Annotated in this window: 13 protein-coding genes and 1 CRISPR repeat array; of the genes, 1 reads left to right on the plus strand and 12 read right to left on the minus strand. The window is 69.8% G+C overall.

Annotated elements, in window-relative coordinates:
- Positions 1–475: 475 nt before the first annotated feature.
- The 8 genes from pyrF to DFR74_RS01115 all read right to left on the minus strand — a co-directional run bounded on the left by pyrF (position 476) and on the right by DFR74_RS01115 (position 9,813).
- The gene (pyrF, locus tag DFR74_RS01080) at positions 476–1,300 is read right to left on the minus strand and encodes an orotidine-5'-phosphate decarboxylase (protein WP_067509622.1); all 825 of its coding nucleotides are present in this window, start codon (positions 1,298–1,300) and stop codon (positions 476–478) included.
- Positions 1,297–4,629: a carbamoyl-phosphate synthase large subunit gene (gene carB / locus DFR74_RS01085; RefSeq protein WP_067509624.1), complete on the minus strand. Its 3,333-nt coding sequence runs from the start codon at positions 4,627–4,629 to the stop codon at positions 1,297–1,299. Before carB ends, pyrF begins: the two co-directional genes overlap by 4 nt.
- Positions 4,629–5,741 carry a glutamine-hydrolyzing carbamoyl-phosphate synthase small subunit gene (gene carA, locus DFR74_RS01090; protein ID WP_067509626.1) on the minus strand — a complete coding sequence of 371 codons (1,113 nt, stop codon included), beginning with the start codon at positions 5,739–5,741 and terminating at the stop codon, positions 4,629–4,631. Before carA ends, carB begins: the two co-directional genes overlap by 1 nt.
- Positions 5,738–6,235: a PH-like domain-containing protein gene (locus tag DFR74_RS01095; RefSeq protein WP_067509628.1), complete on the minus strand. Its 498-nt coding sequence runs from the start codon at positions 6,233–6,235 to the stop codon at positions 5,738–5,740. The genes carA and DFR74_RS01095 overlap by 4 nt, the downstream gene beginning before the upstream one ends.
- 63 nt (positions 6,236–6,298) lie before the next feature.
- Positions 6,299–7,606: a dihydroorotase gene (locus DFR74_RS01100; protein ID WP_067509630.1), complete on the minus strand. Its 1,308-nt coding sequence runs from the start codon at positions 7,604–7,606 to the stop codon at positions 6,299–6,301.
- A 31-nt stretch (positions 7,607–7,637) separates the two neighbouring features.
- Positions 7,638–8,594 carry an aspartate carbamoyltransferase catalytic subunit gene (locus tag DFR74_RS01105; protein WP_067509632.1) on the minus strand — a complete coding sequence of 319 codons (957 nt, stop codon included), beginning with the start codon at positions 8,592–8,594 and terminating at the stop codon, positions 7,638–7,640.
- A 44-nt stretch (positions 8,595–8,638) separates the two neighbouring features.
- Positions 8,639–9,277, minus strand: a complete 639-nt coding sequence (gene pyrR, locus DFR74_RS01110) for a bifunctional pyr operon transcriptional regulator/uracil phosphoribosyltransferase PyrR (RefSeq protein ID WP_228788480.1) — start codon at positions 9,275–9,277, stop codon at positions 8,639–8,641.
- Positions 9,278–9,459: 182 nt separating this feature from the next.
- Complete coding sequence (locus DFR74_RS01115) at positions 9,460–9,813, minus strand: MerR family transcriptional regulator (RefSeq protein WP_067509634.1); 354 nt, start codon at positions 9,811–9,813, stop codon at positions 9,460–9,462.
- A gap of 64 nt (positions 9,814–9,877) precedes the next feature.
- Here DFR74_RS01115 and DFR74_RS01120 point away from each other — a divergent pair, with 64 nt between their 5' ends.
- Positions 9,878–10,693: an aminotransferase class IV family protein gene (locus DFR74_RS01120; protein WP_067509637.1), complete on the plus strand. Its 816-nt coding sequence runs from the start codon at positions 9,878–9,880 to the stop codon at positions 10,691–10,693.
- Between the two features lie 219 nt (positions 10,694–10,912).
- Here the strand turns inward: DFR74_RS01120 and DFR74_RS01125 are convergent, their stop codons facing one another.
- From DFR74_RS01125 to DFR74_RS36880, 4 genes are all read right to left on the minus strand, one after another.
- Positions 10,913–11,350, minus strand: coding sequence for a VOC family protein (locus DFR74_RS01125; RefSeq protein WP_067509639.1), 438 nt, complete (start codon positions 11,348–11,350; stop codon positions 10,913–10,915).
- A 73-nt stretch (positions 11,351–11,423) separates the two neighbouring features.
- Positions 11,424–12,425 (minus strand): CPBP family intramembrane glutamic endopeptidase, encoded by a 1,002-nt coding sequence (locus DFR74_RS01130; RefSeq protein WP_113974905.1) that lies wholly within the window; start codon positions 12,423–12,425, stop codon positions 11,424–11,426.
- A gap of 215 nt (positions 12,426–12,640) precedes the next feature.
- On the minus strand, positions 12,641–12,850 hold the full coding sequence (locus DFR74_RS01135; protein WP_067509643.1) for a hypothetical protein: 210 nt from the start codon (positions 12,848–12,850) through the stop codon (positions 12,641–12,643).
- A 63-nt stretch (positions 12,851–12,913) separates the two neighbouring features.
- On the minus strand, positions 12,914–13,081 hold the full coding sequence (locus DFR74_RS36880) for a VOC family protein (protein ID WP_232331761.1): 168 nt from the start codon (positions 13,079–13,081) through the stop codon (positions 12,914–12,916).
- Between the two features lie 513 nt (positions 13,082–13,594).
- A CRISPR array of direct repeats spans positions 13,595–14,046; the repeat unit is 28 nt; unit sequence GTGCTCCCCACGCACGTGGGGATGATCC.
- The last annotated feature ends 79 nt before the right edge of the window (positions 14,047–14,125 follow it).

Here is a 14,125-nt window from a genome sequence, read left to right on the forward strand (position 1 = left end):
GGCGCGCCCGGATGCGCGGCGCGCGGCGCCCCTGCCGGTGATGGTACCGCCGAATTCGGTAAACGCGCTGCTACCAGCGGGTTTTCCGGCCGAATCGGCGTTAGCCGGATAGTTGCGGTGGCGGCTCGCGATCGCCTGGCAACCCCGCGAGCGTCCGACCAGGAACTTTCTGGAAATTTCCCGCGTGTCGCGGCATCTGCCCGCGTGTCGGATCGAACATCTGTGCCCGTTCCCCGGCACGACGACGAGCCCCCGGCGCGGGTGCGCCGGGGGCTGGCGGTGTGGTCGGCACGCGCGCGTCGTCGGGCGCGCGGAGCCGCTGTACGCCCGTCTGCGGGCGCGCGCACCCGAACCCATGTTCGGATGCGTCGGTCGCGCGCACGGGCGGCAGGACCGCGTCCACCGGTGGCTTCGGGCACCGCCACGGCGGGCGAACCTCGAGCGGTCGCGTGCAGAGGGACGATCGCGAATCGTTTCAGTGACGCAGGAAGGCGAAATCCTCCTGGAGTGCGCTCACCTTGGCGCGCAGCGCGGAGACCGACGGCCCCTCGGCCAGCACCTCGCGCGAGACGTTCGGCACGGCCGCGTGGTACGCGGACTCGGGCAGCAGCGCGCGCACCGACGCCGGTCCCCCGCCCTGCGCGCCGACGCCGGGCAGCAGGATCGGCCCGTTCAGCGCGGCGAGGTCGGGGCCCTCGGTGAGGGTGGCGCCGATCACCACACCCACCGACCCGAGGTGCGCGCCCACGTTGTGCGCCGCGGCCTCGTCCACCATCGCCTGCGCGACGGTGCGCCCGTCGGCGGTCGCGGCCCGCTGCACCTGCGCCCCTTCGGGATTCGAGGTGGCCGCGAGCACGAACACGCCGCGGTGGTTGGCGTGCGCCAGCTCCAGAGCCGGTGCGAGCGAACCGAATCCGAGGTACGGCGACACCGTCACCGCGTCCGAGCCCAGCGGGCCGTCACCGAGCCAGCTGTGCGCGTACGCGTCCATCGTGGAGCCGATGTCGCCGCGTTTGGCGTCGGCCAGCACCAGCGTGCCCGAGGCGCGCAGCACCTCGATGGTGCGCTCCAGCACCGCGATTCCGGCCGACCCGTAGGTCTCGAAGAACGCGACCTGCGGCTTCACCAGCGCCACGGTGCCGTCGAAGGCCTCCACGCAGATCTCGGCGAACTGCTCGACGCCCTCGGCGTCGCGCGGCAGGCCCCACGCCTCCAGCAGGCCCGGATGCGGATCGATGCCCACGCACACCGGCCCGAAATGGTGCATCGCGTGCCGCAGCCGCGCCCCGAACGTCTTCATCCGCGGAGGGAGGAGTGCAGTTCCTGCAAAGAGCGCACGCCGATGCCGCCGTTGATGCTGGCCTCGATGCCCTGCACGGCCGCGGCCGCGCCCTGCACCGTGGTGATGCACGGGATGTTCACACCCACCGCGGCGGTGCGGATCTCGTAGCCGTCCACGCGCGGGCCCGAATTGCCGTACGGGGTGTTGAACACCATGTCGACCTCGCCGTCGCGGATCTGCTCCACGATGGTGGGCTCGTCGGCGGGACCGTCCTCGGAGTGCTTGCGCACCCGCTCGCACGGAATGCCGTTGCGGCGCAACATCTCCGCGGTGCCCTCGGTGGCCAGGATGCGGAAGCCCAGGTCGTGCAGGCGCTTGACCGGGAACACCATGGCGCGCTTGTCGCGGTTGGCGATCGAGACGAACACGGTGCCCTCGGTGGGCAGCGAACCGTAGGCCGCGGACTGGCTCTTGGCGAACGCGGTGCCGAAATCGGCGTCGATGCCCATCACCTCGCCGGTGGACTTCATCTCCGGCGAGAGCAGCGAATCCACACCGCTGCCGTCGGCGCGACGGAACCGGTGGAAGGGCAGCACGGCCTCTTTCACCGCGACCGGCGCGTCCAGCGGCACGTGCCCGCCGTCGCCCTCGGCCGGGAGCATGCCCTCCTTGCGCAGCTCGGCGATGGTGGCGCCCAGCATGACCCGCGCGCAGGCCTTCGCCAGCGGCACCGCCGTGGCCTTGGACACGAACGGAACCGTCCGGCTCGCACGGGGATTGGCCTCGAGCACGTAGAGCACGTCGTCCTTGAGCGCGTACTGCACGTTGAGCAGGCCCTTGACGCCGATGCCCTTGGCCAGCGCGATGGTGGAGCGCCGCACGGCCTCGATATCGCTGCGGCCCAGCGTGATCGGGGGCAGCGCGCAGGCCGAGTCGCCGGAGTGGATACCGGCCTCCTCGATGTGTTCCATCACGCCGCCGAGGTAGACCTCTTCGCCGTCGCACAGCGCGTCGACGTCGATCTCGATCGCGTCCTCCAGGAACCGGTCCACCAGCACCGGGTGCTCGGGGTTGAGTTCGGTGGCGCGGGAGATGTAGCCCTCCAGGGACTTCTCGTCGTAGACGATCTCCATGCCGCGCCCGCCGAGCACGTAGGACGGGCGCACCAGCACCGGGTAGCCGATGCCCGCCGCGATCTTCTTGGCCTGCTCGACGGTGGTGGCGGTGCCGTACTTCGGCGCGGGCAGCCCCGCGGCCACCAGCACATCGCCGAATTCGCCGCGGTCCTCGGCCAGGTCGATGGCGGCGGCGCTGGTGCCGACGACGGGCACGCCCGCGTCGGTGAGCCGCTTGGCCAGGCCCAGCGGCGTCTGCCCGCCCAGCTGCACGATGACGCCCGCGACGGTGCCCGACTCGGTTTCGGCGTGATACACCTCGAGCACGTCCTCGAAGGTGAGCGGCTCGAAGTAGAGGCGGTCGGCGGTGTCGTAGTCGGTGGAGACGGTTTCCGGGTTGCAGTTGACCATCACCGTCTCGTACCCGGCCTGCGACAGCGTCTGCGCCGCGTGCACGCACGAGTAGTCGAACTCGATGCCCTGGCCGATGCGGTTCGGGCCGGAGCCGAGGATGATCACCTTCGCGCGCTCGCGCTGCGGCGCCACCTCCGACTCGGCGGCCGGGTCCAGCTCGTAGGCCGAGTAGTGGTAGGGCGTCTTGGCCTCGAATTCGGCGGCGCAGGTGTCGACGGTCTTGAACACCGGGCGGATGCCGAGCCGGTGGCGCAGCGCGCGCACCCCCGACTCGCCGGCCAGCTCGGGCCGCAGCGCGGCGAGCTGACGGTCGGACAGGCCGTAGTGCTTGGCGCGGCGCAGCAGCGGCTCGTCCAGCACGGGCGCGTCCAAGATCTCCCGGCGCAGCTCGACCAGTCCGGCGACCTCGGCCACGAACCACGGATCGACGCCGGAGGCCTCGGCCACCTCCTCGATGCTCGCGCCGAAGCGCAGCGCCCGTTCCACCTGGTAGATGCGTCCCTCGGTGGGGGTGCGCAGGTCCTCGAGGATGCGCTCGATCGCGCCGCGCACATCACCGTCGACCGGCGCCCAGGGCCCGTCCTCGGTGGTCCAGAAACCGGTCGACTTGGTCTCCAGCGAACGCAGCACCTTGCCGAGGGCCTCGGAGAAGTTGCGGCCCAGCGACATCGCCTCGCCCACCGACTTCATGGTGGTGGTCAGCGTGGGGTCGGCGCCGGGGAACTTCTCGAACGCGAAGCGCGGAGCCTTGACCACGACGTAGTCGAGCGTCGGCTCGAAACAGGCCGGCGTCTCCTTGGTGATGTCGTTGACGATCTCGTCGAGGGTGTAGCCGATGGCCAGCTTGGCCGCGATCTTGGCGATCGGGAAACCGGTGGCCTTCGACGCCAGCGCCGAGGACCGCGACACGCGCGGGTTCATCTCGATGACGATCAGGCGACCGTCGCGCGGGTTCACCGCGAACTGGATATTGCAGCCGCCGGTGTCGACGCCGACCTCGCGCAGGATCGCGATGCCCAGATCGCGCAGCTTCTGGTACTCGCGGTCGGTGAGCGTCATGGCGGGCGCGACCGTCATGGAGTCGCCGGTGTGCACGCCCATCGGGTCCACGTTCTCGATCGAGCAGACCACCACGACGTTGTCGCGGCCGTCGCGCATGAGCTCGAGCTCGTATTCCTTCCAGCCGAGGATCGACTCCTCGATGAGGACGTTCGCGGTGGGCGAGGCGGCCAGGCCGCCGCCGGCGATGCGATCGAGATCCTCGTCGTTGTAGGCCATGCCGGAGCCGAGGCCGCCCATCGTGAACGACGGCCGCACGACCACGGGGAAGCCGAGCTCGGCGACCGTGTCGCGGACCTCGTCCATGGTGAAGCAGACCCGCGAGCGGGCGCTCTCGCCGCCGACCTTGGCGACGATGTCCTTGAACTTCTGCCGGTCCTCACCGCGCTGGATGGCATCGAAGTCGGCGCCGATCAGCTCCACGTCGTACTTCTCCAGCACGCCGCGCTCGTGCAGGGCGACCGCGGTGTTCAGCGCGGTCTGCCCGCCGAGGGTGGCCAGGATGGCGTCGGGACGTTCCTTGGCGATGACCTTCTCGACGAACTCCGGGGTGATCGGCTCCACGTAGGTGGAGTCGGCGAACTCGGGGTCGGTCATGATGGTCGCCGGGTTCGAGTTGACCAGCGACACGCGCAGGCCCTCGGACCGCAGCACCCGGCACGCCTGGGTGCCGGAATAGTCGAATTCGCACGCCTGGCCGATGACGATCGGGCCCGAGCCGATCACCAGGATGTGCTTCAGATCCTCGCGGCGAGGCATCAGGCTCCTTCCATGAGACCGGCGAAACGGTCGAACAGGTACGCGGCGTCGTGGGGTCCGGCGGCGGCCTCCGGGTGGTACTGGACGGAGAACGCGCGGCCGTTCACCAGGCGCACGCCCTCGACGGTGCCGTCGTTGGCGCAGACGTGGCTCACCTCGGCCTTGCCGAAGGGGGTGTCGAACTGCTCCCCCGCCTCACCCTCCAGGGCGAAACCGTGGTTCTGGGCGGTGATCGCGACGCGCCCGGTCTCGTGTTCGACGACCGGGATGTTGATGCCGCGGTGGCCGAACTTCATCTTGTAGGTGGAGCGCCCGAACGCCCGGCCCAGGATCTGGTTGCCGAAGCAGATGCCGAACAGCGGCAGCCCCTTCTCCAGCACGCCCTGGGTGAGCGCGACCGCGCCGTTCTGGGTGGCCGGGTCGCCGGGGCCGTTGGAGAGGAACACGCCGTCGGGGTTCAGCTCCAGAACCTGGTCCAGGGTGACGGTGGAGGGCACCACGTGCACCCGCATGCCGCGCTCGGCGAACATGCGCGGGGTGTTGGTCTTGATGCCGAGATCCACCGCGACCACGGTGAACCGGTGCTCGCCCGTGGGCTCGATGGTGTAGAGCGAATCGGTGCTCACCTGTTCGGCCAGGTCGGCGCCCAGCATCGAGGGCTGACCGGTGACCCGGGCCAGCAACTCCTCGGCGTCGGCCAGTGCCGCACCGGAGAAGATGCCCGCCTTCATGGACCCGCGGGTGCGCAGGTGGCGCACCAGCGCGCGGGTGTCCACGCCCGCGATGCCGACGATGTGCTGGCGCTCCAGCGCGTCGGGCAGGGTGGTGGTGGCGCGCCAGTTGGAGGCGCGGCGCGCGGGGTCGCGCACCACGTAGCCGGCGACCCAGATCTTGGCCGACTCGTCGTCCTCGTCGTTCCAGCCGGTGTTGCCGATCTGCGGCGCCGCCGCCACCACGATCTGGCGGTGGTAGCTGGGATCGGTCAGGGTCTCCTGATACCCGGTCATCGCGGTGCAGAACACCGCCTCACCGAGCGTTTCGCCGACGGCGCCGTACGCCGTGCCGCGGAACACCCGGCCGTCTTCGAGCACCAGCGCAGCCGCCTCGCTCATTTCGTTTCATCTCCCGTCATCGTCCTGGCCCACGCCGGGTACACCGTCTTGTCGTCACCTCGGAAACCGGTATCGATCTCGGTTCCGGTCGGCAGCTTCCAGCGAATTACCAGCACACCATCTTCCGTCATCACCTTGCCCGCGTGGCCCCGTTCGGTCCGCACGGCCGTGATCGATTCCTGCGGAATCCAGATCACCGTGGCGCCGCTGCGCTCGAGCAGGATGCCCCGCTCGAACCGCGTGAGTTCCGCCGTGGCCCGGAAGCCGAGGTCGCCGACCGCGATCCGGTCCTGCCAGCTCGGGGCGATCGTGCTCCCGAGATACAGCCCGGTCGTCGGCTCGAGCACCTGGGCGCCCAGCTCGGCGGGCACCGCGGGCAGTTCCCCGATCCGCTCGGCCTGCCGCGCCGCGCGGTTGCGCCAGCCCCGGTACATCAGCCAGACACCCAGCGCGAACAGCGCGAGCGCCCCGATCACCCACAGCGTTCTTTCCACTTACGGACCTCCTGTGTCCTGCGGGACCCGCACCAGGGGCAGCCGAGCGGTGCACCCGCTCAACTACACCTCGGCACGCGTGCCCACCGCCCTGCCCTCGCGGGCGGTCACCCGGCCCCGCAACACCGTCGCGGTCACCTTGGCCGGGAACGTCATGGCCTCGAACGGGGTGTTGTTCGAGATGCTGGCCAGCTCCGTGGCGCGCACCGTCCAGGTGGCGTCCGGGTCGACCAGCGTGAGGTTGGCGGGCTCGCCCACCTCGAGCGGGCGCCCGTGATCGTCGAGGCCGACGATCCGCGCGGGGTTCTCGCTCATCACCTTCGCCACGCCGCGCCAGTCCAGCAGGCCGGGGCGCACCATGGTCTCCACCACGATCGACAGCGCCGTCTCCAGGCCCAGCATGCCGGGGCGCGCGGCGGAGAACTCGCAGCACTTGTCCTGTTCGGCGTGCGGGGCGTGGTCGGTGGCGACGCAGTCGATGACACCCTCGGCCAGCGCCCGCCGCAACGCCTGCGCGTCGGAGGCCTCGCGCAGCGGCGGGTTGACCTTGTTGACCGCGTCGTAGGTCTCCAGGCGCGAGTCATCGAGCAGCAGGTGGTGCGGCGTGACCTCGGCCGTGATCGAGATGCCTTGGGACTTGGCCCATTTCACCAATTCCACGGTGCCCGCGGTGGAGGCGTGGCAGATGTGCACGCGGGCGTTGGCGTCGCGGGCCAGCAGCGCGTCGCGGGCCACGATCGACTCCTCGGCCGCGCGCGGCCACCCCGCCAAGCCCAGGCGGGCCGCGTTCGGACCCTCGTGCGCGACAGCGCCTTTGGTGAGTCGCGGCTCCTCCGCGTGCTGCGCGATGAGCACGCCGAGGGAGTTGGCGTACTCCAGCGCGCGGCGCATGATCAGCGGGTCGTAGACGCAATGCCCGTCGTCGGAGAACATCCGCACCGCCCCGGCGCCCGCGGCCATGGTGCCCATCTCGGCGAGCTGCTTGCCCTCGAGCCCCACCGTGACCGCGCCGACCGGGAACACGTCCACCAGGCCGACTTCCTGCCCGCGCCGCCACACGTGGTCGGTGACGACCACCGAATCGGCGACGGGGTTGGTGTTGGCCATCGCGAACACGGCGGTGTATCCGCCGAGAGCGGCCGCGGCGGAACCGGTTTCGATGGTCTCGGTGTCCTCGCGGCCCGGCTCGCGCAGGTGGGTGTGCAGGTCCACGAAGCCCGGCAGCAGGATCTGGCCGTTCGCCTCGATGATCTCCGCGTCCACGATCCCCAGGTCGGTGCCGATCTGGCGGATCTCCCCGTCGGTGACGAACACGTCGACCGGTTCACCCTCGCCGTAGATCAAGGCCCCCTTGATCAACAGCCCACTCATGCCGTCGCCGCCTTTCGGTTCGTGTTCGTTGTCATGCGACCGCCTCCTGCGTGCCGACCAGCAGCCGGAACAGCACCGCCATGCGCAGGTGCACGCCGTTGGTGACCTGTTGCAGGATCGCGGCCTTCGGCGAATCCGCCACGGAGTAGGCGATCTCCATCCCGCGTAGCATCGGGCCGGGGTGCAGGACCACCGCGTGCTCGTCGAGCAGCGCGAGCCTGCGCTCGGACAGTCCGTAGTTCACCGCGTACTCACGCGCCGACGGGAAGAACCCGCCGTTCATCCGCTCGGCCTGCACGCGCAGCATCAGCACCGCGTCGGCGCCGGGCAGTTCGGCGTCCAGCGAGTGCGCGATGCGGGCGGGCCAGCTGTCCACGCCGATCGGCAGCAGCGTGCGCGGTGCGACGAGCACCACTTCCGCGCCGAGCGTGTTCAGCAGGAAGACGTTCGAGCGCGCCACCCGGCTGTGCAGGATGTCGCCGACGATCACCACACGCTTGCCCTCGATGTCGCCGAGGCGCTGGCGCAGGGTCAAGGCGTCCAGCAGCGCCTGCGTGGGGTGCTGGTGGGTGCCGTCGCCCGCGTTGATCACGGCCGGGCCGGGGCGGCCCGACTCGCGCGCCCACCCGTCCATCCAGCGGGCGATCTGGTGCGCCGCGCCCGAGGCCGGGTGCCGCACGATCAGCGCGTCGGCGCCGGCGGCGTGCAGGGTCAGCGCGGTGTCGCGCAGCGATTCGCCCTTGGAGACCGACGAACTGCTCGCGCTGACGTTGATCACGTCGGCGCTCATCCACTTGCCCGCGACCTCGAAGGACACCCGGGTGCGGGTGGAGTTCTCGTAGAACACGGTCATCACGGTGCGGCCGCGCAGGGTCGGCAGCTTGTGCACCTCGCGCCCGAGCAGCGCCTGCTCGAAGCGCTCGGCTTCGTCCAGCAGACCGGTCGCGGCGGCGCGGTCCAGATCGGTGACGCTCAGCAGATGCCTCACGCGCGCGCCTCCCGCCTCGGGCGGGTCACCGGAGCCCGGCCCATCTACGCCTCCTCCTGGTGCAGGTACACGCCGTCGCGGCCGTCGTGTTCGGTGAGCAGTACGGAAATGTCCTCCGAGCGCGAGGTGGGCACGTTCTTGCCCACGTAGTCGGCGCGGATGGGGAGTTCGCGGTGGCCGCGGTCGATGAGCACCGCCAGCTGCACGGCGCGCGGGCGGCCCAGATCGCGCAGGCCGTCCAGCGCGGAGCGCACGGTGCGACCGGAGAACAGCACGTCGTCGACGAGCACCACCAGCGCGTCCTCGATCCCGCCGTCGGGCACCGAGGTGCGTTCCAGCGGGCGGTGCGGCCTGCTGCGCAGATCGTCGCGATAGAGCGTGATGTCGAGGGAGCCGAGCGCCGGGCGGACGCCGGAGAACTCCTCGATCTTGTCGGTGAGCCGCGCCGCCAGGGTGGTGCCCCGGGTGGGGATCCCGATCAGCACCACGCGGGGCGCGCCGGCTTCACCCGCGTCCAGGGCGGTCTTCTCGATGATCTGGTGCGCGATGCGCGCGATGGTGCGTCCGACATCGGAAGCCGACAACAGCTCCCGCCCCGCCGACACCCATTCGGGTGTGTGCCGCTGAGAATGCGTCTTCTCGGCAGCGCCGGACTCGGCGGCCCGATCTCCGGGCACAGCCATGCCGACCTCCTTCCCCGCCTCACGGGACGGTCCGTTAAAGGATGTCTTACGGGTAGCAGCGTAACAGCGCCGCGCGGGGCGTTCTCACCAGGTCTCGGGGCTGTGAGCTGGGGCACCGTGGGGGTGTGAAGGGGGCCACGGGGGTGGGAGTGTGAGGTGGAGCGGCGGGGGGCGAACCCGTCTCAGGGAGCGTCGGAACTCTCGAGCAGCTGGGTGAGTGCGTCGTGGCGGCGGGTCAGTTCCTCGATCTCGGCGCGGATGTCGCGAATCTCGTTGCGCAACAGGTCATCCACCTCCGCGCACAGCTCCACGCCCGGGTCGTCGCCGTGGATGCAGGGCAGCAGCTTGCGGATGGTGTCGGAGTTGAGGCCGGAGTCGAGCAGCCGCCGGATCCGGACCACCACGGTCGCCGCGTCCGGCGAGTAGGTGCGGTAGCCGTTGGCCTTGCGCGTGACGTCCAGCAGACCCTGCTCCTCGTAGTACCGCAGCGCGCGCGGCGACACCCCTGTGCGCCGGGAAAGCTCTCCGATCAGCATTTTTCGTTCCTTCCGATGCGCGGGCTTGACCTTCACGCCGACGTCAAGGTTTACGTTGGCCGCCATGAGCACAACGACCGCGCCCACCACCACCTTCCCCACTCTGCTCGACGGGCAGCCCGCCCGCGAACCGATCGACGCCCTCGCGTTCGCCGGCTTCGCCCACTTCACCGCCATGCAGGTGCGCGGCGGCCGCGTGCGCGGGCTGGACCTGCACCTGGAGCGCCTGGTCACAGCGTCGCGGCGGCTCTTCGGCGCGAGCCCGTCACCGGAGCGGTTCCGCGACGATCTGCGCGCCGCGTTGCACGACGCGCCCGCCGACCTGTCGCTGACCCTCACCGTCTTCGATGCCGACGGCGAGTTCACCAACGAGCCCGGCGAACGCACCCTGCGCACCCTGATCAGAACCGCATCCCCTGCGACTGGCCCGGCCGGCCCGCTGGCATTGGACATCGTCGGGCACGAGCGGTTCCTGCCCGAGATCAAGCACGTCGGCGAGGGCGCGAAGACCTACTACATGCGCCGGGCGCGCGCCGCGGGCTTCGACGACGCGGCCTTCATGGATCGGCAGGGGCGGCTGAGCGAAGCGTCCATCTGGAACCTCGCCTTCTGGGACGGGGAGCAGGTCGTGTGGCCCGAGGCCGAGATCCTCACCGGCACGACGATGGGCATCGTGCGGCGCAGGCTCGACGGGATTCCACAGCGCACCGAGCCCGTGCGGCCCGCCGATCTCGGGCGCTTCCGCGGTGCGGTGGTGATGAATTCGTGGACGCCGGGGATCGCGGTGCCCCGGATCGGGGACGTGGAGTTCGACGCGTCCGAGGAGCTGGTGCGTGTCGCGCACGCCGCGTTCGAGCGGGAGCCGTGGGTGGTGCCGTGATCGGCGGAGCGCTGGCGGCGGGATGTCCGATCCCCTGGGGTTCCGGTGGCCGCAGTGCCCTCATCGGCTCGCGGTCCGGTCGTTGGACGCCCCGATCACGTCCGGCAAGTCGCGTTCGGCACGTCGGCGATCACGTTTCGCACGGCGACGGCTCCGGTTGGTATGGAGGCGGGTCGGGTTCGAGACAGCGGCGATGGTCCCGGCCACACCGATCGGCCGTCAGCTCTTCGTCAGGTCCTCGGCGAACATCACGAGTATGCCGCTGGGACCGCGGAGGTACGTGAGCTTGTAGACGTCCTCGTAGGTCGCCACGCCGCGCAGCGGATGGCAGCCGTGCCGCGCGGCGATCGCGAGGGCCTCGTCGATGTCGTCGACCGAGAACGCGACGCGGTGCATGCCGATCTCGTTGGGGCGCACGGGTTCCGGCTCGATCGCGTCGGGATGGATGTACTCGAACAACTCCAGCCGCCCCTGGCCGTCGGGCGTCTGGAGTATCGCGATGTGCGCGTGGTTGCCGTCGAGGCCGACCGCGGTGTCGGCCCACTCACCGCTGACCGTGGCGCGGGCGGCGACCGTGAGGCCGAGGTCGGTGAAGAACGCGATCGTCGCGTCGAGATCGCGGACGGTGATGCCGACGTTCTCGAACTTGATGGGCATGCGCCTCACGCTACCCATCGGACGGTCGATGAGCCGGGAATCCGAGAGATCAATCCTTTTGGACATCCGGGAACTATCTCGTCGGCCACTTCCCTACCGGGTAGGTATGTTCGGCGGGCGGTGGCGGCGTGACTCGATCGCGCTGGTGCGAAGTGCGTGCCGTATAGGCCGGCGGTCCGGGACGGGCCGACGTGGGCGCGGCGAGCGGCCCGGCCGACGGATCGGGACCGGCCGGCGCGAGCGGCTGGGCTCGACGACGGACGGTCCACACGATCGCGGCGATGACGAACGGCACCATCGCCACGCAGTAGACGAGCGTCGACACCGTGACCGACATGCTCGCGCCGGTGAGGTCGTCCAACCCGAACGACACCACCAGATTCCCACCGCCGTGCACGATCGTCGCCGGCCACACCGACCGGCTCTGCCCCCAGACGAACCCGATCAGGAACTCCAGCAGCACCGACAGCGGAATCCACAGCAACATCCCGACGAACGCGTCCCAGAACTCCACGCCCGCACCGAAATACCCGACCCACGGCAGCGGCCAGTGCCACACGCCCCAGATGAATCCGGTCGCGAACGTGGTCGCCACCGGACGGCCAGGAAGCAGGCGATCGCGCAGATACGCCGTCCACCCGAACTCCTCACCCCAGAAGATCGGCATCGCCACGATCGGGATCACCGGGATGAGCAGCAGGAACAGCGCGTGATCCGCCCACACTGTCGCGGCGGGATCCCAGTAGCCCGCCGCCCATGCCAGCAACAGGCAGACCCCGAGCATCCCCGGCGGCAATGCCAGCGCCACCAGGTAGGTCCGCCAACTCTGCCGGAGCCTCGGCGCCATCCCGGCGTCGGCGAATCCTTCCCGAGTTATCCACGCGCGCACCACGATCGCCGCGAGCGCGGGCCCGAACGCGGCGGTCGCCAACTGGGTGGCGGGATCGTCCATACTGCCGCCCACCACCCCGACCCCGATCCACGCCGCCCACGCGGGCACGAACGCCAGGACCAGAAACCACCAGATGCCGCGCACACGTGACGAACGCTGCGGGAGAACGGATTCCGAATGCATGTTCCCTAGTCCACCAGCGCGGGTGGCGCCGGACGACCGAGCGAACACCCGTTTCGAGGGTGGTGCTGGCACCACCTCGCTGGACCGCGCCGGGCGCACATCGCGAACGATGCGCTCAGCGTCCACCGCGCGTTCGGCCCACTCGGCCGCTCACAACCCGGCAAGCCGCCGTACAAGCGATTGAGCCCGTGGTGGCGGCGCGATCACAGATCACGCTACGCGAGTTCGACCTCGTCGAAACTCACGGTCAGGCTGTGGTGCCGAGCCCGCAACACCCCGCCCTCGCGGTGCGCGACGCCTTCGGCGAAATCCACGCGCATCCTGCCGCGACCGCTGTCGACTTCCCGCACCACACCACACACCCCCAGGAACGGCCCCTCCGGGAAATGGACAACATCGCCAGGCCAATACTCGGTGAATCCCACGCCGCTACAGTAATCCAGATCACCACGGCGCCGCCGTAAGCGAGACCCGCGCGCCCGCTCTCGTCAGCCGGTGGCGACCTTCCACAAGTAACCATCCGGATCACTGAAATATCCGGAGTACCCCCAGTCCTGCGCAACCGCCGCCCGAACCTCCGATCCACCCGCCGCGATCGCCTTCCCCATGACCTCATCCACTTCCTCGGTGGTCTCGGTCAGATAGTGCAGCGACACACCCCCGAAACCCCGCCCCCTCCCCCGGCACCCCAGCGTCCTCAGCCGCTGCTTCCCACTCGGTCAACGCCAATTCCGAACCCGTCCCGAGTTTGCACCGGACGAAACCCGGAAAGCCTTGGGTCACTTCAGCTCCCAGCGCTGAATAGAACTTTCTCGCGCGATCCACATCCGCGACACCGAGCATGATCACACTCACCTGAATCGCCATATCGCTGCCCTCGCTTCGTGGTTGATCGATTCGTTCGCGACTCCGGATTCGCGCCGGTCTCGATTTTTCCCGCACGGCCATCAACCATGCTTCTCGATTCCTGACCGATCGCGCCCCCGACGCACGCAGACGAGACAGCCGCATATCGACCCAGGGCGTCGACCTGCCTCATCTATCGCTGCCCGGTGTTCGCGTCGCACCGCATGCCCACGCAGCCGCGCATCACTCGACGGCCGACTGAGCCCGTCCCAGGAGTGGTCGAAAAAGTGGTTACCAGCCGGTAGACTGCCTGGTCAGGAAGTGTGCTCCCCACGCACGTGGGGATGATCCGCTCGCGCGGTCGGCCCACGTGACCTGGAGGATGTGCTCCCCACGCACGTGGGGATGATCCGTGTTGACCGCGTCGGAGAAGTCGAGCGAGGGTGTGCTCCCCACGCACGTGGGGATGATCCCTGGTCCCAGCCCATCCGTTCGATCGCGCACCGTGCTCCCCACGCACGTGGGGATGATCCGTCGCGGATGAAGTGACCGACGACGACCGCGTGGTGCTCCCCACGCACGTGGGGATGATCCGGACCGGGTCGACCTCGCTGGGGTTGCTGGTGTGCTCCCCACGCACGTGGGGATGATCCGTCAGGTGCGACGGTCACGGTGAGCCTGACGACGTGCTCCCCACGCACGTGGGGATGATCCTCGAGCATCGTTGATCAATCCTCGGGCGGGCTCGTGCTCCCCACGCACGTGGGGATGGTCCGTGCCTAGTCGATGAACGCCGCAGCCGCGGCACACCCAGACCGCAGCATCCGCGGCCGACACCGCCGTAGCGGATGACC

This window comes from Nocardia puris, assembly GCF_003315035.1.
GTDB lineage: Bacteria > Actinomycetota > Actinomycetes > Mycobacteriales > Mycobacteriaceae > Nocardia > Nocardia puris.

What these genes read in the sequence shown, in the direction of transcription:
- pyrF (WP_067509622.1), bottom strand. Translation starts at nt 1,300, where the DNA reads ATGAAGACGTTCGGGGCGCGGCTGCGGCACGCGATGCACCATTTCGGG.
- carB (WP_067509624.1), bottom strand. Translation starts at nt 4,629, where the DNA reads ATGCCTCGCCGCGAGGATCTGAAGCACATCCTGGTGATCGGCTCGGGC.
- carA (WP_067509626.1), bottom strand. Translation starts at nt 5,741, where the DNA reads ATGAGCGAGGCGGCTGCGCTGGTGCTCGAAGACGGCCGGGTGTTCCGC.
- DFR74_RS01100 (WP_067509630.1), bottom strand. Translation starts at nt 7,606, where the DNA reads ATGAGTGGGCTGTTGATCAAGGGGGCCTTGATCTACGGCGAGGGTGAA.
- pyrR (WP_228788480.1), bottom strand. Translation starts at nt 9,277, where the DNA reads ATGGCTGTGCCCGGAGATCGGGCCGCCGAGTCCGGCGCTGCCGAGAAG.
- DFR74_RS01115 (WP_067509634.1), bottom strand. Translation starts at nt 9,813, where the DNA reads ATGCTGATCGGAGAGCTTTCCCGGCGCACAGGGGTGTCGCCGCGCGCG.
- DFR74_RS01120 (WP_067509637.1), top strand. Translation starts at nt 9,878, where the DNA reads ATGAGCACAACGACCGCGCCCACCACCACCTTCCCCACTCTGCTCGAC.
- DFR74_RS01125 (WP_067509639.1), bottom strand. Translation starts at nt 11,350, where the DNA reads ATGCCCATCAAGTTCGAGAACGTCGGCATCACCGTCCGCGATCTCGAC.
- DFR74_RS01130 (WP_113974905.1), bottom strand. Translation starts at nt 12,425, where the DNA reads ATGCATTCGGAATCCGTTCTCCCGCAGCGTTCGTCACGTGTGCGCGGC.